Genomic DNA, 19,400 nt, shown 5'->3' with positions numbered 1-19,400 from the left:
GCGCAAGGCTACGCCTGCGTTGCCGGGCTTCGCGCTTGGCGCGGCGGCACACCTGGTGCTGGGCTTCTGGTGCGCGCTGCTGCCGATTGCGCTGTCGCTACCGTTGTCTGTCCGGCTCGCCTGCGCGAGCACCACGGCCTGGTCACGCGCGCGGATCCAACCGCACGCCGCCATCCCATTCATTCCCCACGCATTGCCATCGCGCAGTGAAATCCATAATGCAAAATCAAGCAAGAACCCGGTCCCGCCCGTGCATGCCGCAGCCACGCACCTGGCTGAGCGCGGTCGGCCTGCTGGCGGGCCTGGCGGCCGCCACGCCGCTCGCGTGGGCGCAAAGCACTGTCGCCATCTATGGCCGCCTTAACACGAGCCTGGAATACACCCGCGCCAGCACAGCCACCGAAGGCAAGGTGCGTGGCGGTGCCGCCCGGCTGACCAACAACCGCTCCGTGTTCGGACTGATGGGCGAGGAAAATCTCGGCGGCGAGCTCAAGGCAATCTGGCAGATCGAGAGCAGCCTGTCCATCGACAACGGCCAGGGCCAGATCGCCAGCCGCAACACGCGGCTGGGCCTGCAGGGCCCGTTCGGCACGATCTTCGGCGGCAACTGGCATACGCCCTACACGGAGTCCACCATGGGCTACGACCCCTACTACCCGACCACGGCCGGCTATATGGCGCTGATCGGCAACGGCTCGGCGTCGAGCACGGACAACATTGAGGACACCAGTTCCTTCGACCGACGCCAGAAGAACACGCTGCAATACCGTTCGCCCGTGTGGCACGGCCTGAGCGGCGCGCTGGCCTGGGGCTTGCCAGAGGAGAGGAATACGGCGCCGCGCAACCCGGCGCTCTACTCCTTCGCCACCGCCTACGACGCAGGGCCACTCAACCTGACCCTGGCCTATGAGGTCCACCAGCACTACCAGGTGGCCGGCCGTAACGACGACGCCATCAAGGCGGGCGTGGCCTACCAGTTCGCCACCACGCGAATCGCGCTGGTCTATGAACGACTGCACTACCGCACCGCCACCGGTGACCTGTCCCGCAACGGCTACTACACCTCCGTGGTGCAGAAGCTGGGGCCGGGCAGCGTGCGCCTGGGCTTCGCCTTCGCCGCCAACGGCACGGGGGATGCCACCGAGACCGTGGGCTTCTTCCACGCAGGGCCGAAGACGAGCGCCACGCAGCTCACCTTCGGCTACGACTATCCGCTGTCGCGGCGCACCGCGCTGTATGCGTACTACAGCCGCATCGACAACCAGCGCAATGCCCTCTACGACTTTGCCATCAACGGCATCGGCGTGGCCGCCGGCGCCAGGCCGCAGACCTTCGCGCTAGGCATGCGCCACAATTTCTGACCCTGTCCCCGCGCGGCAAGACCACATCAGCCGCAGGAACTTCCTATTGTCGGGCTTCGTCGGCGGCGCGATGGCCAGCGCTAACCCCTACTCGCTCATCGAATCCTGCCGGGCCATTGGCATCGAGCGGTATCGGCGCCTCCCGCTCGGCCTCCCGCTTTCCGATGTACGGGATCAGCGTGTCGCGCAATGGCAAACACCCTGTGTTGTTCTGTTGGTTTGCGCCCACCAGGTCAAAGCCACCGCGCACCGTGCGTTGGCGCCATTTTTCCCATTCCAAAGATTTTCTTCCCAAGCCCAGCCTGCGTTTGCGGGCGATTTTCGATGACATGGCCCGCCTTGGCACACTCCATGCGTTTGTACCTCCCGAGCGCAGCACAGATGCTCAACCCAGATGAACCAACGTCCCAATCGCTCCCAAGGAGAACTGCCATGACTACCACCCTCGCCATCAAGGACCTGTCGGTCACCGAAGAACTCGACGCCCGCGCCATGCGCGCCGTGCGCGGCGGCTTCGTGCCCTTCCTGCCCATCTTCAGCGCGGTCAAGATCGACTCGACCTTCAACGCCGAGCAACTGATCGGCCAGACGCAGAACGTCGTCAACATGAACGGCAACAACGCGGCCTTCGTCGACGACATCAAGTCCCATGTCACCTCGACGCAGAACGCCCAAAACAACATTTATCGTTGAACGGCCCGGCGCAAGCGGAGGCGGCCTCGCCCCCCTCCGCTGCCAACCAGCCAATCAAGCGCATTTCAAGTCATCCCGTGAAGCCAAGGAGAACCAACATGTCAGCCATCATCGTGCGCGACCTCGCCCTGAACCAGGAACTCGACAGCAAGTCCATGACCGCGGTGCGCGGCGGCAATTCCTGGCTGCAAGGACTGGGCCCGGTGGCCAACGTCAATGTCAACGTCAACCAGAACATCGCCCAGTTGCAAAGCATCAATGTCAACACGCTCAACAACGTCGGCGTGATCGGCTCCGGCTTCGGCCCGCTGAGCATCGACGTCAACCCGTCGCAATGGGCTGCCACCCACGCCAAGGTTTGAATCGGGCCACGACACGCTCGGCGGCGATGGGCAAGGTAACGCTGCGCATCTCGCCATTGTCGTTCTTGAAGTCGAATTGCTGCGTTTCTGAACAGTTGCCCAAGACCACAGCAAGGCTACGGCTCGACTCGCCTGGAAGTGCTTTATCGGTTGCTCCGCCGCCGGGAGTGGATCGTGCGCAGCAGCCGGTCGACGAAATAGACATACGGCAGCGCCAGCCAGGGCGGCAGCACCAGGCCCGGCATCGCGTAGTAGCGGCCGTGGAAGTCACTGTGATATTCCGGAAGCGGCCAGTACGGCAACACGACGAAGCCCAGGCTGCCGAGCAGACCAGCGAGCTCGAACAGGCTGCGGCTGCCAAGACAGATAGTCGCGGCCGAAGTCCAGGCCGGTCGGCACGCGCCGATGCACCGTCTGCCACGGCAGCGCCAACGGCGGCACTGCCGCCGAGGTCATGCTGAGCATAAAGCGCGTCGATACACCACGTCGTCGCCGAACAGCCTGTCCGTGCGCAGGATGACCTGGGCCGGCGGGAAGGCGGCCGGCCCGGCCACGGCTACCGTGCCGTGGCCGGGCGAGGCCTGGCCGCCTGGCGCCCGTCTTGTGTTACATCGCGTCTTTACTGGTTGCGCTCGGTGATCACCAGCGGCACGCGCACATCGCCCACCGTCATCACCGCTTGCACCGGCAGCGCACCCGCCGGCGCGAGTTGCGCCTCGCTCATCTGCTTGTTGCCGGCAAAGCGGAAGGCGGTCACCGTGACGGTGGCCTCGCCGTGCTGGCGCAGCGGCGGCGGCGCAGCCGCGCGGTCCGGCGCCACCGGACGCGGCAAGGCCGGCGGCAGCTCGGGTTCGATCTGCTGGCGCAGCGCGCCAGCGTCGGGCGGCACCTGCGCCAAGGTGGGGGCAGCGGCCAGGACGGTCAGGCAAAGGCCAGCGAGTTGCCGCGCGCCGGTGGCGGCGCGGATGGGGAAGCGAGAGGGATAGCAGCTCATTGAAGACGGGAATCGGTCACTTTTTCACAGGTGCCAATCCTATCGAGCATTTCGCGTGCAAAGCTGACAAGTTCTGACATTGGCTTGGGCGCCACCCCAAAGCGACTGCGCGTGGGCTATGGTCCTGCCGCCGCAGCGCAAGCACCGCGGCACGCCGCCAGGCGCTCTGGCGGTGCAATGCACGGTGACCAGTGACTCGGGGGAAGGTTTGAGGAAAGACGGGTGGCACGCCAGGCCGAGCGCAACCTGGAGGCCAAGGTGGCGCTGCATGGGGTGATCGTCTTTCCGTGCAAGAAATGGCGGTAGCAGGACGCACCGCCGTGCGCAGCAAGGCTTCTCGGGTCAGGTGAGATGCCCGGGACGTCGTCCCGCATCACCAGTTCGACGCCCTGCGCCACAGCGCGCCCGCATAGTGTTACCCGGCTGCCAAGCGGCGTGCAATTGACGGCGTAGTCGGCCAGCGGCGTGCGCAGCGCCCCCTGCGCCCGATCGCTCGCGCCGGTGTTGTCCGAGCGAGAGCGTGGCGGTTTCGATGAGAATACGCTTCGGTCTCAAGGGCGAGTGAGACGGCCGATTTCACAAGAGCAGTGAAATCGCAAAGTGTTGCCGAGAGCGATTTTGCAGGGGGGCTGCCGCCAGATTTCGCACCATTCGACCGATCACCCGAAGTTGGCGACGCATCGCGCCACGACAACCGGGAGGCCGCCCCCCAAGACTCAAACAAGGCGGTGATTACGAATTGGAAAAGGCGGCTTGCCCGGCTCGGCGGGCCGCTGCAGATCCTGCGCGTACTTCAGGGCGAGCGCGTCGGCCTTGGCCCCCCGCCCGGTTTCCCTCAGGCGATCCAGGTAGGCCCGCAGTTTCCCGCGGATGTGATAGGGGCCGCCTTCCTTCACAACATTGACGAGCGGGTCTCTGCCACGCGCCGCTGTGGGCAGCATTTCCGCCTCCCAGGCCCTCAGAAGTCCCATCCCCTTCTCTACGATGTCGGGCCGGTGATCGGCGAGGTTGCGCTGCTCATGGGGGTCGGCCTCCAGGTCGAACAGCAGGACGTCGTCGAACAGGTGGTATCCGTCGTGCAGGGTGCAGATCATCATCCAGTTCCCGAAGCGCACGCCGCGCTGGCAGGTCCATGCGCCTTGCGACACGACAAGGTGGTCACGCCCTTCATCGGCCCCAGCTTTCAGGCTCTGCGCGAACGATGCGCCATCCCAGGATGCGGGCACCGGCTGGCCCAGCAACTCCAGGATCGTGGCCGTGACATCGATCTGGTAGTGGAACGCGCGATACTCACGCCCGGCCTCGATGCCCGGCCATTTGAGCAGCAGCGGCACGTTGGTGGTGAACTGGTCCGCCGTCTGGTGGTCACCGTAGACACTGAGCTCGCCGAGGGTCTCGCCATGATCGGAGGACAGCATGACCGCCGTCTCGCCGTCGACGCCCAGTTCCGCGAGTTGCGCGAGCAGCTTTCCCACGTACTCGTCGGCCACCAGTACGCCGGTATCGTAGCCGTCGAACATGGCGCGGACTGCCGCCATGTCCGGGATGCTCTGCGGCTGGCGCGGGTACCACGCGCGGGCGGCCTCGTTCGGCGCGAAGCCCGTGCTTTCCTGCGCGCTGTGCGGGCCGCACCCTTGCCAGTGCTCCGCGCGCACCTCCTGCGTCAGCCATGCCGGCAAGGGATCGTCGGCAAAGGGCTCTCCGTACTCCGGCGCCGCCCGGTAGGGCGTGTGCGGATCCCACATATGCACATGCAGGAACCAGTTGTCCTCCTTGCCATGCCGCGCCAGCCAGTCCGACGCAAGGGCATGGACCTCATCGGCCGTCTCCCGGCCGAACTTGCCGACGTTGTAGGTTTCGTCGAAGCCGGTGTACCAGTGGAACGCCGAGTGCCGGTGCGCGAACGAACTGACGCTCACGGTCTTCAGCCCGGCCTGCTGCAGGCGGAACGGGAAACTGTCGAAATGGAGCTGCGACCAGAATTGCCGGTCGGGGCCGCCGATCACCGGATCGGCATCTTCGCCGCCATGATTGACGACACCGTTGTGGATACCGAAGCGCCCGGTCAGCAAGGCGGTGCGGCTCGGCAGGCACGGCGTGTCCGACGCATGGACGTTGCGAAACAGCGCGCTGCGGGCAGCCAGCTTGTCGATGTTGGGGCTTGTCTTGCGATGGTAGCCATAGCAGCCGAGGTGGTCGGGCCGCAGCGTGTCAATGTCAATGTAGATCAGTCGCATCGTTGAAATTCTCCACTTGTTGATGAGATGCGGGCGGGTCTGCGTACCCCGACCCTTGCCGCCGCGCCCCTGTTGATCGGGCCGCACGCCCGCGATACCGGACCGAGGGGCCGGCCCGCGGCCCCGCTTCTTGCCGCGCCTCCAGTCAGAACCGCGCCTTGCATGACATCTGAGGCAGCCCCCTCGTTGGCGCGCGGAACGAGAACAGCCCGCCGGCGAGCGGCTGCAGCGCGAGCGCCGCCGGAGACAGGCCTTTGCGCGCGGTCGTGACGTAGACGGTCCTGAGGTCGTCGCCGCCGAAAGCCAGCTTGGTGACGTTGTCGCACGGAAAGCGAACCACACCGGCCAGCCTGCCGTCCGGTGACCACCGCTCGATCCTTGCCCCGCCAAAGACGGCGATCCAGAGATGGCCGTCGGCGTCGACCGCCATTCCGTCCGGATAGCCCGTGCCGCAGAGCCGGGCAAATTCGCGCCTGCGCGACAACGCGCCGTCCTGGCCCACGTCGAAGGCGTAGACGAGGCGCTTGACGGTGTCCGCGTGATAGAGCGTGCGGGCGTCCGGGCTCATGGCCGGGCCGTTGGTGATGACATAGCCGCTGTCCCGGCGCCATGTCCGGCCGTCGTCGCCGACCTGGTAGAGCGAGCCGCTCGGCGCGGCTTCGCCGTCATCCATCGTGCCGAACCAGAGCCGGCCGGCGGGATCGACGAAGCCATCGTTGATGCGGTTGCCCGGCAGGTCAGGCTCCACCTCCTTGAGCCGGCGGCAAGCACCGTCCGCGGGATCGAAGCGATAGAGTCCATCCTGCATGCCGCACAGGAACCCCCCGTCGTCGAGCGGAACGATAAAGCCGGGCTGGCTATCGACCGGCCAGGAGCGCATTGCGCCCGTCGCGATGGCAAAACGATGGATTCTCCTGCCCTTGATGTCGACGAAATAGACCGCGCTCGAGCCTTGGTGCCAGACCGGCCCCTCGCCAAGCTCGGCGCCGAGCTGCCACACGCAGAGAGGATGGTTGTCTTTCATGCGCCAAAGTACCCCGCATCGACGAAATACTCGCGCCCGGAGCAGCGCTCCGCGTCATCCGACGCCAGGAACAGCGCCATGGCCGCCACGTGCCGCGGCTCGATGCGGGCGGGAAGGCATTGGCTCTGGAGCAGCCGCGCTTCGCTCTGCGCTGTCTGCCAGAGCAGGGTCTGGCGTGGTGTGCGCACGGCGCCCGGGACGATGCAGTTCACACGGATGCCGTCGCGGCCAAGATCCCGCGCCAGCCCGCGCGTGAGTCCCTCGATGCCGGCCTTGGCCGTCATGTAGATGGAGAGATCGGGCACCGCGACATGCCACGAGGCCGAGCCCAGGTTGAGGATGACGCCCGTCCTGGCCGTGCGCATGCCGGCGGCGGCCAGCTGGGCGCAGAAGAACTGATGGCGCAGATTGACGGCAATGCACTCCTCCCAATCGGAGGGCGTGACGGCATCGACCTGGTGCCGGTCATCCCTGCCCGCATTGTTGACCAGCACGCCAATCGGACCGCAGGCCTGCGCGATGCGGTCGAAGACGGCCGTGGTGGCGCCGATATCCCGCAGGTCGCAGGGGTGAAAGACGGTATGCAGCCCCTCGGCAGTCAGCGCGTCCTGCAGTTGCCTTGCCCCCACCTCGCAGACATCGATGAAATGGACGTGCGCACCCTGGCGCGCAAAGGCTCCCACCATTTCCGCGCCGATGCCGCCGCCGCCGCCCGTGATGACGACAGACTTCTCTTTCAAGCTAGGGTAAATCGCGTAAGACATCTGAATCTCCGGTACTACCATGATTCGGCGAAGGCAGCCCCGCGGCGCCAGCCGCCGAGGCCTCAGTTCGCACCTAGCCCTGCTGTGCCGTGCTCGATGGTCACCCGGTCGAACTCCGGCGCCGCCGCCGTGATCGAGTGCTCGAATGCCTCGGCATGTTGCTGCAGGCGCTGCAGGATCTCGGGCTCGCTCGCGGCCTTGTCGAACTTCTCACCCGGATCGCGGCCCAGGTTGTACAGCGTCGGCTTGGCCATCTTGGCTTGCAAGCCGCCCTTCGGATTGCGCCCGCTGACGTCGTAGAAATTGACTTTCCACTCACCTTCGCGCCAGGCCTGCAGGCGGCCGCGGAAGTAGTAAGGCAACACCTGGCGCGGGCTCGGCGCTTGCTCGCGCAGCGTCTTGCCCAGGTCGCTGCCGTCGAGGGCGGCGTCGGGCAGCCGCGCCCTGGCCAGCGCGGCGAAAGTCGGCAGCAGGTCGTAGGTAGCGCCGATGCCGTCCACCACCGCGGGGCGGATGGTGCCCGGCCACCAGAACAGCGCCGGTACCCGCGCGCCGCCTTCATAGGTCGAGCCTTTGCCGTCGCGCAGCATGCCGGCCGACCCCACCAGCTCCTCGTACAGGATCCAGGGGCCGTTGTCGCTGACGAACACCACCAGGGTGTTCTTGGCATCGGGGCTGCGCCGCACGGCCTCCAGCACCCGCCCCACGCTGTGGTCCAGCTCCGCGATGGCGTCGCCCACCGGGCCGCCCTTGCTGCTGCCGACGAACTCGGGGGCAGGCATATGCGGCAGGTGGGGCTTCTCGTAGCCCACCCAGGCCAGGTAGGGCTGGTTACGCTTGCGGCCGACGAAGTCGACGACCTGGTCGGTCAGCCGTCTGTTGTAGCTGCGCTGGTCCACCGGCTGCTCGACCACGCGGTCGCGGTAGTCGGCCTTGCCGTTGTCCACCACCCGCTCGCTCGCGATCAGCGGCGAGTTCCAGTAGGCGTTCTTGGGATCGCGGAAGGCCGCGACCGCCTGCCGGTAGTACAGGGCGAACAGCGCCTTGGGCGACTCGCCATTGGCGAAGCGCTGGCGCAGTTCGGCGATGCTGACGCCGCCGGGAATGCCGGCGAAGTACGCATCGTTCGACATCGGCATGCCCCACCAGGAATCGAAGCCGTGCCGCGTGGGATAGGCGTGCGGTGCGTCGCCCAGATGCCATTTGCCGAACAGCGCGGTGGCGTAGCCAGCGTCGTGCAGCACGCTGGCTACGCTCGTCTCGCGGTCGGGGAAGCCGTAGGGATCGCCCTCGACCGCCACGCTGTTGAGCGCGCCGTACAGGCCGGAACGGGTCTCGACCCGCCCGGTCAGCATGGCGCCGCGGCTGGGCGAGCAGACCGGGGAGCTGACGTAGAAGTTGGTCCAGCGCTGGCCTTCGGCCGCCATCCGGTCCAGGTTGGGTGTGCGAAATACCGGATGGCCGTAGCTGCCGAGATCGCCCCAGCCGAGGTCATCGGCGATCAGCAGGATGATGTTGGGGCGGGTGCGTGGGCCAGTGTGCGGACCTGTATGCGGGCCTGTGTTCGGGCCTGTGTCCGGGCCGCTGTCGGGTGCCGCCTGCGCCTGGGACAGCGGCGCCGCCAGTGCCAGGGCGCCGGCCAGCAGCAATAGCTTGCGCAGGCAAGGCGCGCCGCGCCCGGGGGCTTTCTCATGGGAACCCGGGCGCACCGTGCCTGTGCGCACTGTCATCCCAGGCCGCATCGTCTTAGAAGCTTCTTCCATTGTCTAATCCCTGTCTCTTCGAGGTGAATCTGGCGCCGTTACGGCGCGCGTCCTATTTCGCCGCGGGCGATACGACCGCGCCATCCGCGTAGTCGATCGCAGCCGGCCTGAATCCGATGCGCATCGCGTTGACATGGAGGATCTCTCCCGGTCTGAGCGCAATGGTCTCGCCGCCATAGACCGACCAGCTGGGCGGCACGGGGCGCATGTCCCCGACCTTGGCAAGGCCCATGCCGAACAGCTCGCCCGCCAGGCGCTCGTAGTCCCAACTCTGCACCACGTGGGTGGCGGCCGTGGCGCGTGCGGCGGGGCGCTCGATCCAGTAGCCAATGGAGGCACCGGGCGTGGCGCAGGCGATCTGCACGCCATCCACGCCATCCACGCCTTTGCCGGCCCTGCGCACTTCGGGAATCGCTGTCGCGGGCGGCTCGCTGCCACCCCGCCACATCTGCTTGAGCATCTCGCGCTCTGGCACGCCGCCCTTATCGCCGACCTTGGCCGTCCACGCCTGGAACGCATGCCTGAGCTCCTCGAGCTTGTTCTTGTACTTCGGGTCATCCGCCAGGTTGTGTTGCTCCCATGGGTCCTGCTCCGCATCGTAGAGTTCCTCCACCGGCTTGGTCTTGAACCATGCGGCCGTGGCGGGAGGGAGGCTGCCTTCGGCCCTGAGCTTCAGGATGTCGCGCATCATGGGCAGCTTCATGCGGAACTTCAGGTCTTGGTAGTACGGCAGTTCCGGCATGTAGTTGTACAGATAGCGATAGCGCTGGTCCCGCACCATCCGTACCCTGTCGTACTCGGTATCCATGCGGTCGCGCGCCGCGAAGACGTAGCGGCGCGGTATGCTGGCCCGCTGCTCACCAAGGAAGGCCTGGCCCTGCATATAGCCCGGAACCGGCACGCCAGCCAGGGAAAGCACCGTCGGTGCCATGTCGACGCCGCTGACCAGTTCGTCCCGGCGAGTACCCCCGTGCTGGCCGCCGGGATGTCGCACGATGAATGGCACATGCGTGCCGCGCTCGAGGAGCTCCCGCTTCATCCACGGCAGGTTGCCACCGTTGTCGGCAAAGAAAAAGATGATGGTGTTGTCGTACAGGCCGTCGTCCTTCAGCATCTGGATCAGTTCGCCAACCTGCCGGTCCATCAGCTCGATATTGGTGTACATGCGAGCGATGTCGCCGCGTACGGCCGCCGTGTCCGGGAAAATCGGCGGCACCGGCACGCTGACCGGATCATTGAGCAAGGGATCCTTGCGCAAGGCCACCATGACTTCGTGGGTCAGGAAGAAGTTGAAGACCGAGAAAAACGGCTTGCCCTTGGGGCGGTTGCGAAAGGACGCCGCGGGTCCGTTCTCATCCCAGACCGTGACGGGCGCCTCGAACTGGTAATCCTGCTTCTGGTTGTTCGTGGTGTAGTAGCCCGCCTTGCGCAGGTACTCCGGGAAGGCCTTGACTTGCTCGGGCAGCACGACAGAGTAGGTGGCGGGAAGCCCATCCGGCCTCTGGGAGGCGCTGCGCCCGGGCATCTGTATCTCCCCGGGCCCGGTACGCATGTGTTGCGCACCCACTGAAGTCGGGTACATGCCAGTGATCAGTGCCGCGCGCGCAGGCGCACAAACGCCTGCAGTCTGGTAAGCGTGGGTGTAGAGCACCCCTTCCCTGGCCAGCTGGTCGATATTGGGGGTCTTCACCTCGCGATCGCCGTACGCGCCGATGAAGGTCGTGATGTCCTCCACCGTGATCCAGAGGATGTTCGGCTGATTCCGCTGCTGCTGCGGCTGCGGCGGCTGCTGGGCATGGAGCAGTCCCGACTGCGCGGCCACGAGCAGCATGAAGCCATGCATGGCCAGGCGCATTGCGCGAGGCAGGCAGGCAAACGGATTCCTGGTGCGGTTGTGAACGTTCATGCTACGTCGATTCCAGTTGGATTGATTCGTTCCGGCAGGCACGGCACACGGCCGCCGGATGCCACTGCATTCGCCTGTCAGGCCCGGCCGCCCTATCCGCCTGGCGCGGAAGCCCTGGCCGGTGGTTGGGACTGGCCTGCCTGGCGTTGCCGCATGGCTTGCCAGCTGCCCTGGTCCATCACCAGACGGAAGCCCAGGTGCGACATGCTGGCGTAGGGGTCGGTACCACGGCGCGCGCTCGGGCGGTAGCTCAGGCAGTAGTCCTGATTGCAAAGGAAGGAGCCGCCGCGGATCACCCGCCTGGGCGCTTGCTCAGGCACGCCGGGTTCCGAGGGATCCCAGCTGTCGGCAGGGCCCTGTGGATCGACCGCCACCCTGTCCGCTCCGGCTGCCCGTTTGAACTGGTCGGCGCGGTACCAGTCCGCCACCCACTGCCAGGCATTTCCTGTCATGTCATAGAGTCCATATCCATTGGCCGGGAAGGTTCCGGCGGCGCTCGTGCCGAGCGCGCCGCCGGCCTTGGGACTCACCACGGGAAAGGGGTGCGCTTGCTGTCCCTGCCAGACGTTGGCCATCTGCTTGCCGCCGGGGGAGAACTGGTCGCCCCATGCATAGGTCGCCTGCTCCAGCCCGCCGCGCGCCGCGAACTCCCACTCGGCCTCGGTCGGCAGTCGCTTGCCGACCCATCTGGCATAGGCTTGTGCATCCGCATAGGAGACCTGCACAACGGGATGAGCGTCCTTTCCTTCGATGGAACTGCCCGGGCCTTTGGGATGGCGCCAGTCCGCACCGGCCGCGAAGCGCCACCAGCGGGCGTAATCGCTCAAGGGCACCGGGCGGTCCGTGCCGACAAAGACCAGGCCCCCGGGCACCAGCACGCTGTCGGGCGGGCGCGGCGTGCCCGGTGGCAGCTGCACCTTGAGCGTTTCCCAGTCCGGCTTCTGTTCGGCGGTGGTCACATAGCCGGTGGCTGCCACGAACGCGCGGAACTCGGCATTGGTCACGTGATGCCGGTCCATCCAGAAACCATGGACGCGCGTCTTGTGCGCCGGACGTTCGTTGGCCTGCGCCAGCGGGTGATCGCTGCCCATCAGGAAATCGCCGTCGGCAATCCATGCCATGTCGCGTGGACCATTGACGCCGTCGCCAATGATGATGTGCGGCGAAGCGCTTGCGCCAAGCAGCGGCTTGGCGTCGCCCCGCAATCCGCCGGCACTGGCCAAGGCGGCGATCGCCGCGGGCACGGCAATCGCCGCTGTGATCCACGCCGCGGCACGCAGGCGCCGGGGCATGGATCGCCGCCCGACCTGGCTGTGCGCAGACACCGCGGCCGCCGGCTCGCGGCTGGCCGAATGGGACTCGCTTCGCTTTCTGCTTTTCATGGAAACCGTCATTGCAATAGAAGGCTGAATGCCGGCAGGTGGCGTCGCTGATCGGCGCCGCCTGCCGGATGAAGCGCGCCTCGAGCCGCTAGAACTTGTGACGAATGCCGATCGCCGCCCCGGTCTGGCTGTTCTTCCCCTGGCCCAGATAGGCGCCGTTGCCGAATCCGATCGCCGCCGAATCCAGGTTCAGGCCGGAATTTCGCACGTACGCCACGGTCACATAGACGTCGGTACGCTTGGAAAGCGAATAGTCCGCAATGAAGTTCACCTGCCACGGATTCACTGGATTGCTGTTGGGCTGCGCAGCATTGGTCTTCAGCGTCTTGCGGGCATCGTAGTAGTAGCCCAGCGTCAGCGTTAATGCGGCAGTGGCGTCGTAATTGACCCCTGCCCACCAGAAATCATCCCGGACCAGGGTTCTGCCTGCCGCGTCCTTCATCTGCCCCCAACGATAGCCAGCCATCAGCTTGGTTCGCTCGAATGAATAGCTTGCCGCGAACGCCGCCTTCCTGGATGTGCTGGTGCTGCCAACGGTAACGGCCGGATTCCACTGATCGTAGGTTGCCGTCGCGCCAAGGCCCGCGCCCAGGTACGTCAGGCCAGCGCCATAGGCTGTATTGTCCTTGGCGTGGCCCGGCGTTTCTCCCGCGCCTTGACCCGCAACCGGCGTGATCTCGAATTGGCTCAGCCCGGCACCGAAACTGTAGTGGGCCCTGAACGTAACCGGGCCGGTCTCCATCGTATATTTCACGGCATTGTCCACGGCGCCTGAGCCAGCCGTCCCGCCCATTAGCGCCAGGGTTGGCTCGAACAGCGGGGCGAACTTCGCCGGCATGAAGTCTCCCAAGCTCTCATACAGGCTGGTGTTTTGCCTGCCGAGCGAAATCTGCCCGAGACTGCTGCTTTGCAAGCCGACGAATGCCCGCCGGCTGAACATGGCTCCCGCGCGGTTCACCTGTCCGGTATCGGCGGCAAAGCCGCTCTCCAGCACGAACAGCGCCTTCAGGCCGCCGCCGAGATCCTCCACGCCGCGTATGCCCCAGCGCGAACCGGACATGCCACCGGCGCCCTGTATGCCGAACCTGTTGGCACCCGGCTGCCTCGTCTCCACGCCAGTGACCGGATTGATGGTCGGGGCGCTCGCCGCCAGATTGTTGGCGTAGCCGATAGGCAGATCGACGACACCGTACATGGTCACGCTCGACTGCCCATGCGCCAGACCTGCGCAGCCCGCGGCCGACACCAACGCGGCAGCGCGCGCAAGGTATTTAGTCCTTTTCATACTCCTCCATATTATTGTTTCGGCGCGAATGGGGCGCCTTCTCGTTCTTCCCATCGACTGCTTGGGATGTCCTCTGGACCGGCCAAACGGCGAGGTCCACAGGGTTGCGCTGCAATGGCGCTCCTAGTTGCGGAAACCGGGGTCGATCCGGTCAAGCTTGCGGAGCAACGCCGGCCAGGCAAAGGCTCCCCCAAGGCCGCCGGTCTGCACGCGCATGGACTCCGCAACACCGCGCACGATCTGCTCGGGGACGTGCATCAACTCCCCGCCAGCCTGGGCCGAGATTTGGATCTGGCAGGCGGATTCCAGCACGTACATGCTCAAGAATGCATCGGCCACCGTCCTGCCGACTGTCAGCAAACCGTGATTGCGCAGGATCATGTGATTGGCCCGGCCGAGGTCTGCCTGCAGGCGAGGCTTCTCCTCCTCGTGCATGGCAACGCCTTCATAGCCGTGGTAAGCAAGCGATCCGAGAATGAACGTGGACTGTTGGCTGAGCGGCAGGAGACCCGCCTTCTGCGCACTCACGGCAACGCCACTTCGCGTATGGGTATGCAGGACGCACTGCGCGTCCGGGCGCGCCTCGTGCACCGCGCTGTGGATGACAAAGCCAGCCGGGTTGACCGGATAGGGGGAGGCCAGGATCTTGTTGCACTGCGCGTCGATCTTCAACAGGCTGGATGCCGTGATCTCGTCGAACATCAGCCCATACGGATTGATCAGGAAGTGGTCCGCTTGCCCGGGCACACGCGCGCTGATGTGCGTGAACACAAGATCGGACCAGCCATGCAGTGCGACGAGCCGATAGCAGGCCGCAAGGTCGACGCGCAATTGCCACTCCTGCGGACTGACGAGTTCCTGGATGCATGCGGAAGCGGTAGCAGTCATGTTTTGACTCCTGTCGGACAATATGTGAAAGGGGTGTTCTTTCCCACCGGTGGACCAGATCGGCCGTTGCGCTGGGAATCGAACTGTGCGAGGAAGGTGTCGGCGGGCACGTGCGCCGCCGGTATTCACGCCCTCCCTCTAAGGGCAGCATCCGTCAGCGGCCGAACTCGCGCTCCTCGAGGCATAGTTCAATGCTGAGTTCAAGGTCTTGCGCCGAACGCCCCAGCGCAATGCGGTACTGGCCCGCTTCCATGCGCCAGCATCCCAACTCGGACTGGAAGCAGGCAAGCAGGCGCGGATCGGCGGTAATGCGGACTCGCGCCGATTCGCCAGGGCGCAGCGACACACGCTCGAATCCGAGCAGCCTCATGCGCCGGTCACCTGCCGCATCCGTGAGGTACACCTGCGGGACGTCATCGCCTTGGCGCGCCCCCGTATTTGTCACGGTGAATGCCACGGTCAGCGACTCCGCATCAACGACCTCCAGGTCGCGGTAGGCGAAGGTGGCATAGCTCAGGCCGTGGCCGAAGCCGAACAGCGGCTGGCGGCCAGTCTTGGCAAACCAGCGGTAGCCGACCTCGGCGCCTTCGTGGTAGTGCACCTTGATTGGCGTGCCGAGCTCGACGTCCGAGCCCGGCAGCGTGGGGTGCGGTGTTTGCCCGACATCGAAAGGAAAGGAAATGGGCAGCCGGCCGGACGGATTGATCTTGCCTGTAAGGACTTCGGCAATCGCTTGCGCGCCGAGCTGCCCGGGGAACCACGCCTGCACGATGGCCCGCGCCTTGTCGCGCCAGGGCATGGCCACCGGGTTTCCGGTCTGCAGCACAACGATGAGATTCCGGTTTTCGTTCGCGACCGCTTCGATCAGCGCGTCCTGCCCGAACGGCAACGTCATGTCCGGGCTGTCGAAACGCTCTGCTTCGTGCCGGTAGGCAAACATGACGACAATGTCCGCGCGCTTCGCCATCGCCACGGCATCCGCGATATGCGCACCGCAATCGAACTCGATGATGGCCTCCGGCAACTGCTTGCGCAGCGCCGCCAACGGAGACGATCCGAACAAGCGCATGACGGTGGTTCCCAGCAACGGATGGCTGCGCAACGGCACTTGCGCCGCATATCCGCTCGTGGGCATGACCTGGCTCGATCCGTCCCCGGACAGCACGCCGGTCTGGGCGTATCCGCCGATGATCGCGATTCGTTGCCGTCCCGCTGCCAGGGGGAGCGCCTGCCCTTCATTCTTCAGCAGCACGATACCTTCGCGCGCCGCCTGCAGCGCGACCGCATTGTGCGCGGCAAAGTCGACCGGCGCCGCCGCACGCTGCTGGTCAATGCCGATTGCGTAGTAGGAGCGAAGCATGCGCCGGACCATGTCGCTGATGCGCTCCTTGGGCACCTTGCCTTGCTCGTAGGCCTGCCGCAGCGGCCCGTTGAACCACTCCTGCTTGTCGAGTTGGGCGCCCGCGTGCTGATCAAGGCCGGACAGCGCAAACTCCCATCCGTAGACCGCCAGCCAATCGGACATCACCCACCCCTTGAAGCCCATGGCGTCCTTGATCGTCTCCTGCAGGATGGCGCGATTTCCACAGGCGTATGCACCGTTGACCAGGTTGTAGGCACCCATCAGGGCGCCCGGCTGGCTCTTCTCGATCGCGATCTGGAAGGCCAGCAGATCGCTTTCCCGGTGCGCCGCGGGATCGATGATGGCATCAAGGAAGAATTTGTTCGTTTCGCTGGCGTTGAGCGACACATGCTTGAGCACGGCGATGACGCCCTCTTCCTGCGTACCGGATACGATTTCCGCCCCGATCAGGCCAGAGAGGAGCGGATCTTCCGATATGTACTCGAAGTTCCTGCCGTTGCGCACATCGCGCACGAGGTTGATCCCGCCCCCCAGCGCTACGTTGAAGTCCCTCGCACGCGCTTCCTTGCCAATGAGATTGCCGATCGTGCGCGCCAACGACGGGTTGAATGTCGCGCCGATGGCAAGCCCGGCGGGGAGCGCCGTGGCGCAATCGTCGGGTCCGTCGGTGTGACGAAGCCCAAGGCTGGCGTCGGCCAGCTTCAGCGGGGGAATTCCCAGGCGCGGCACGCCTTTTACGTAGCCGGCGACAGCCGGCACGTCCGCCGGCACGCGCGGCTCGCGCGCGCCTGTTCCGAACACCCGGACCATCAGGCTGTACAGCATGGAGAACCGCTCGTCGTCCGTCATGCGTGCTTCGGTATCGCGGGCGAGCGCGTCGGGATCGCGGCCTGCGGCTACGGACGATGAAGATGGCATCAACACGGCGGTCGACACTTCACCCGTGTTTGCGAGAATTTCCTGGTGCATCGGCTTGCGTTTCCTTCTCTATCGGTAACGTCAGTTGGAGGGGGTTCTTGCGGCCCGGCGCTGATGCAGCGCCTCGAGGATCTTCCGGTGTTTGCCCGGCGACAGCGGGTAGAGGAAAGCAAGCCCCACGGAGATGCCGAGGAAGATCATCGGCCCCTGCCACAGCATGGCCCAGATGCCATCGATGGTCGACTGCGCTTGGCTTCGATTCGCGACGAAATCCACAGCCCCGAGCATGTGCCCGACGCCGCCGACCGCCATCGCCAGGGCTACCTTGTGCGCAAAACTGAAAACGCCGAAGATCGTCCCCTCCCCCCGGATACCGGTACGCCACTCTCCATACTCGACCGTGTCCGGGACCATCGCCCACATGGAAAGCAGCGCCGCTGCAATCGAAAAGCCAGTCAAGCCAATGAGGATGAAGAAGACGCTGATGCTTGGCATGCCGATTGCGCCCAGCGCTGCGTAGCCACAGATGCCCAGGCAGCCTCCGGCCATTGCGACGAATCGCTTCGACGTGCGCCGCATCACCCATGCCCAGAACGGAATGGCAATGAACACCTGGACGGCGACCGTGCCGAGGGCGGGCCCGATCAGGTCTTCCCTGTGCAGGCCGTACTTCATCACATAGGGAAGCGTCTTCGAGAAGAAGGTTCCCGCGCCGACGATCGCAACCGTGATGCCGCAGGCCAGCAGGAATGGCAGGTTGTGCGCCACCGTGGCGAGCGCCTCGCGAATCGTGATCCCGTGCGAGTCTGGCTGAACCCGCTCCTGCGTGGAAAAGAATGTGAGGAGGAACACAGGAATCGAAGCGACGGCATACAGCGCCATCACGACAAAAAAGCCTCGTTTCTGATCCGCCATCCCGAAAACGTGCACGAGCTTGAGAGTCAGCAGCGCTACCACAAGGCCGGCCGCACTCGCACAGACCATCCGATAAGCGGCGAGGCTTCCGCGCTCGCGGCTATCGCAGGTCAGCGTTGCCATCAGCGCGTTATAAGGCATCGAGAGAACGGTGTAGGTCGTCCTGAAAATCATGTGCGTGACCAGAACAAGGGCCAGCAGCGTCGTGCCCTGGAGGTTCGTGGGAAAGAACATGGCCATGAAGCTGAGCGCGAGGGGGACAGACCCGAACAGCAGATAGGGACGATAGCGACCCCAGCGGGTTCTCGTGCGATTGGCGATGTAGCCTGCCACGGGGTCGCATAGCGCATCCCAGAGCAATGCGCCGCCGAAGATCCAGCCCGCCGTAACGGGGGGAAGCCCCAGCACATCCGTGTAGTAGTACAGCAAGTACAGCGTGGTCGCCTGCCAGTACAAATTGAACGCAAAGTCACCGAGGCCAAAGCCAAGCTTCTTTCGCAGCGCAAGCCGTTCGTCGTTTCCCGGCGCCGGCGCCGGAGCCGGCAGCGCCGTCGGCGACACCGCGCAGTCGAGATTTGCAGCCGTCATGTAATCCACCTCGCAAACAAGGCATTCCTGCCGATATATCTACGCACAGACCAGCAGCGCCACGATGGTGGCGATCTCCGCATGCCCTGGACTCTTTATTTATCCACTCGGATAACTTTAGCAGAACGACCGAAACTGGTTACTAGTACAATCCCTGACTCATTTGCGCAGCAAAGGCGGAAGCCAGGAATGCGGCGGCACGGTGCAAGGCGTGACCGCTATACAGGCGTCGAGCCGATAGATCCGGAGATGTTTCGCATTGCATTTCCGGATGCCAAGGGCGGAAATCGGGGCTTACCTCAGAGAAGGACGAAGATGCAAACCGTCAGGCTGGCACAGCAGGACCGAAGCGAGCAAACACGAGCGGCGATACTTGGCATTGCGCTGGAGCAGTTCTCCACGCGTGGCTTCGATGCCGTGAGCCTGCGAGAAATCGCCGACACGGCCGGCGTCAACCACGCGATGATCCGCTACTACTTTGGGAGCAAGGAAAATCTCTGGCGTGAGAGCGTGGCTCACCTGTTCGACCGATTCGTGGAGGAAACCCTGCCGCCGGGGCCTGACACCGAGGGGTTTTCACTGGATGGCGCGAAAGAGTACGTCCGCAGCTATGTCAGATACTGCGCGCGGCACCCGGAGCATGCTCGCCTGATGATGCAGGAAGCCAACCGGGACTCGGAACGCCTGAAGTGGATGGCGGAGAAATTCATTCGCCCGCGCCATGACCGGACGCTACCGTTCGTCAAGCAACTCGGTGCCGTGACGCCAGGGCTGGAGCGTATCGACGCCGTGATGCTGCTCTATATGATTACGGCCATTGCGCAGGTTCCGTATTTGCTGACCTCGGAAATCAAGTACGCCCACGGCATCCAGGTCATGCACGAGAAGACGGTCGAAGCCCATTGCGATGCGGTGCTGGCGTTCATCTTTCGATAGCCCGGCACGCAACGTACCTGC

Annotated in this window: 17 protein-coding genes; 4 read left to right on the top strand and 13 right to left on the bottom strand. The window is 65.1% G+C overall.

From position 1 onward, the window contains the following. The first annotated feature begins 254 nt into the window (after positions 1–254). Positions 255–1,361 carry a porin gene (locus AC1RWI_RS20845; RefSeq protein WP_492868424.1) on the top strand — a complete coding sequence of 369 codons (1,107 nt, stop codon included), beginning with the start codon at positions 255–257 and terminating at the stop codon, positions 1,359–1,361. A gap of 43 nt (positions 1,362–1,404) precedes the next feature. Here AC1RWI_RS20845 and AC1RWI_RS20840 read toward each other — a convergent pair whose 3' ends face one another. After that, positions 1,405–1,692, bottom strand: coding sequence for a hypothetical protein (locus tag AC1RWI_RS20840; protein ID WP_492868422.1), 288 nt, complete (start codon positions 1,690–1,692; stop codon positions 1,405–1,407). A gap of 101 nt (positions 1,693–1,793) precedes the next feature. Between AC1RWI_RS20840 and AC1RWI_RS20835 the strand changes: the two genes are divergently transcribed. Together AC1RWI_RS20835 and AC1RWI_RS20830 are read left to right on the top strand one after the other, a co-directional pair. Next, positions 1,794–2,054, top strand: coding sequence for a hypothetical protein (locus AC1RWI_RS20835; RefSeq protein WP_043355412.1), 261 nt, complete (start codon positions 1,794–1,796; stop codon positions 2,052–2,054). Positions 2,055–2,152: 98 nt separating this feature from the next. Next, on the top strand, positions 2,153–2,416 hold the full coding sequence (locus AC1RWI_RS20830; RefSeq protein WP_492868420.1) for a hypothetical protein: 264 nt from the start codon (positions 2,153–2,155) through the stop codon (positions 2,414–2,416). A 143-nt stretch (positions 2,417–2,559) separates the two neighbouring features. Here AC1RWI_RS20830 and AC1RWI_RS20825 read toward each other — a convergent pair whose 3' ends face one another. The 12 genes from AC1RWI_RS20825 to AC1RWI_RS20770 form a co-directional block, all read right to left on the bottom strand. Next, positions 2,560–2,721, bottom strand: a complete 162-nt coding sequence (locus AC1RWI_RS20825) for a hypothetical protein (protein ID WP_492868418.1) — start codon at positions 2,719–2,721, stop codon at positions 2,560–2,562. Positions 2,722–3,035: 314 nt separating this feature from the next. Then, positions 3,036–3,410 (bottom strand): hypothetical protein, encoded by a 375-nt coding sequence (locus AC1RWI_RS20820; protein WP_043355415.1) that lies wholly within the window; start codon positions 3,408–3,410, stop codon positions 3,036–3,038. Between the two features lie 716 nt (positions 3,411–4,126). Beyond that, positions 4,127–5,647: a sulfatase family protein gene (locus AC1RWI_RS20815; RefSeq protein ID WP_492868415.1), complete on the bottom strand. Its 1,521-nt coding sequence runs from the start codon at positions 5,645–5,647 to the stop codon at positions 4,127–4,129. 145 nt (positions 5,648–5,792) lie between these two features. Continuing rightward, the gene (locus AC1RWI_RS20810; RefSeq protein WP_043355418.1) at positions 5,793–6,671 is read right to left on the bottom strand and encodes an SMP-30/gluconolactonase/LRE family protein; all 879 of its coding nucleotides are present in this window, start codon (positions 6,669–6,671) and stop codon (positions 5,793–5,795) included. Further along, positions 6,668–7,435 carry an SDR family NAD(P)-dependent oxidoreductase gene (locus AC1RWI_RS20805; RefSeq protein ID WP_043355420.1) on the bottom strand — a complete coding sequence of 256 codons (768 nt, stop codon included), beginning with the start codon at positions 7,433–7,435 and terminating at the stop codon, positions 6,668–6,670. The genes AC1RWI_RS20810 and AC1RWI_RS20805 overlap by 4 nt, the downstream gene beginning before the upstream one ends. Positions 7,436–7,497: 62 nt before the next feature. Next, the gene (locus tag AC1RWI_RS20800; protein ID WP_492868412.1) at positions 7,498–9,165 is read right to left on the bottom strand and encodes a sulfatase-like hydrolase/transferase; all 1,668 of its coding nucleotides are present in this window, start codon (positions 9,163–9,165) and stop codon (positions 7,498–7,500) included. A gap of 85 nt (positions 9,166–9,250) precedes the next feature. Then, positions 9,251–11,104, bottom strand: coding sequence for a sulfatase family protein (locus tag AC1RWI_RS20795; protein ID WP_492868410.1), 1,854 nt, complete (start codon positions 11,102–11,104; stop codon positions 9,251–9,253). Positions 11,105–11,196: 92 nt separating this feature from the next. Then, positions 11,197–12,396 (bottom strand): formylglycine-generating enzyme family protein, encoded by a 1,200-nt coding sequence (locus AC1RWI_RS20790; protein ID WP_492868408.1) that lies wholly within the window; start codon positions 12,394–12,396, stop codon positions 11,197–11,199. A gap of 178 nt (positions 12,397–12,574) precedes the next feature. Further along, the gene (locus AC1RWI_RS20785; RefSeq protein ID WP_492868480.1) at positions 12,575–13,771 is read right to left on the bottom strand and encodes a porin; all 1,197 of its coding nucleotides are present in this window, start codon (positions 13,769–13,771) and stop codon (positions 12,575–12,577) included. Positions 13,772–13,894: 123 nt separating this feature from the next. Beyond that, entirely contained in the window at positions 13,895–14,659 is a 765-nt protein-coding gene (locus AC1RWI_RS20780; RefSeq protein ID WP_043355428.1) for a class II aldolase/adducin family protein, read from the bottom strand. Between the two features lie 154 nt (positions 14,660–14,813). Next, positions 14,814–16,991: a glycoside hydrolase family 3 protein gene (locus AC1RWI_RS20775; RefSeq protein WP_492868406.1), complete on the bottom strand. Its 2,178-nt coding sequence runs from the start codon at positions 16,989–16,991 to the stop codon at positions 14,814–14,816. A gap of 30 nt (positions 16,992–17,021) precedes the next feature. Continuing rightward, positions 17,022–18,443: an MFS transporter gene (locus AC1RWI_RS20770; RefSeq protein WP_492868404.1), complete on the bottom strand. Its 1,422-nt coding sequence runs from the start codon at positions 18,441–18,443 to the stop codon at positions 17,022–17,024. 315 nt (positions 18,444–18,758) lie between these two features. Between AC1RWI_RS20770 and AC1RWI_RS20765 the strand changes: the two genes are divergently transcribed. After that, complete coding sequence (locus tag AC1RWI_RS20765) at positions 18,759–19,379, top strand: TetR/AcrR family transcriptional regulator (RefSeq protein ID WP_492868402.1); 621 nt, start codon at positions 18,759–18,761, stop codon at positions 19,377–19,379. Positions 19,380–19,400: the final 21 nt, after the last annotated feature.

Source organism: Cupriavidus sp. MPR-AND1C (assembly GCF_058809705.1).
Note: the sequence above shows the minus strand (reverse complement) of the source record. Positions and strands in the feature narration are given on the sequence as shown.

Excerpts from the sequence above, each read along its gene's own strand:
- AC1RWI_RS20765 (WP_492868402.1), top strand. The coding sequence starts at position 18,759 with ATGCAAACCGTCAGGCTGGCACAGCAGGACCGAAGCGAGCAAACACGA.
- AC1RWI_RS20810 (WP_043355418.1), bottom strand. The coding sequence starts at position 6,671 with ATGAAAGACAACCATCCTCTCTGCGTGTGGCAGCTCGGCGCCGAGCTT.
- AC1RWI_RS20820 (WP_043355415.1), bottom strand. The coding sequence starts at position 3,410 with ATGAGCTGCTATCCCTCTCGCTTCCCCATCCGCGCCGCCACCGGCGCG.
- AC1RWI_RS20785 (WP_492868480.1), bottom strand. The coding sequence starts at position 13,771 with ATGAAAAGGACTAAATACCTTGCGCGCGCTGCCGCGTTGGTGTCGGCC.
- AC1RWI_RS20775 (WP_492868406.1), bottom strand. The coding sequence starts at position 16,991 with ATGCACCAGGAAATTCTCGCAAACACGGGTGAAGTGTCGACCGCCGTG.
- AC1RWI_RS20835 (WP_043355412.1), top strand. The coding sequence starts at position 1,794 with ATGACTACCACCCTCGCCATCAAGGACCTGTCGGTCACCGAAGAACTC.
- AC1RWI_RS20805 (WP_043355420.1), bottom strand. The coding sequence starts at position 7,435 with ATGTCTTACGCGATTTACCCTAGCTTGAAAGAGAAGTCTGTCGTCATC.
- AC1RWI_RS20790 (WP_492868408.1), bottom strand. The coding sequence starts at position 12,396 with ATGCCCCGGCGCCTGCGTGCCGCGGCGTGGATCACAGCGGCGATTGCC.
- AC1RWI_RS20845 (WP_492868424.1), top strand. The coding sequence starts at position 255 with ATGCCGCAGCCACGCACCTGGCTGAGCGCGGTCGGCCTGCTGGCGGGC.
- AC1RWI_RS20795 (WP_492868410.1), bottom strand. The coding sequence starts at position 11,104 with ATGAACGTTCACAACCGCACCAGGAATCCGTTTGCCTGCCTGCCTCGC.
- AC1RWI_RS20770 (WP_492868404.1), bottom strand. The coding sequence starts at position 18,443 with ATGACGGCTGCAAATCTCGACTGCGCGGTGTCGCCGACGGCGCTGCCG.
- AC1RWI_RS20780 (WP_043355428.1), bottom strand. The coding sequence starts at position 14,659 with ATGACTGCTACCGCTTCCGCATGCATCCAGGAACTCGTCAGTCCGCAG.
- AC1RWI_RS20800 (WP_492868412.1), bottom strand. The coding sequence starts at position 9,165 with ATGACAGTGCGCACAGGCACGGTGCGCCCGGGTTCCCATGAGAAAGCC.
- AC1RWI_RS20830 (WP_492868420.1), top strand. The coding sequence starts at position 2,153 with ATGTCAGCCATCATCGTGCGCGACCTCGCCCTGAACCAGGAACTCGAC.
- AC1RWI_RS20840 (WP_492868422.1), bottom strand. The coding sequence starts at position 1,692 with ATGTCATCGAAAATCGCCCGCAAACGCAGGCTGGGCTTGGGAAGAAAA.
- AC1RWI_RS20815 (WP_492868415.1), bottom strand. The coding sequence starts at position 5,647 with ATGCGACTGATCTACATTGACATTGACACGCTGCGGCCCGACCACCTC.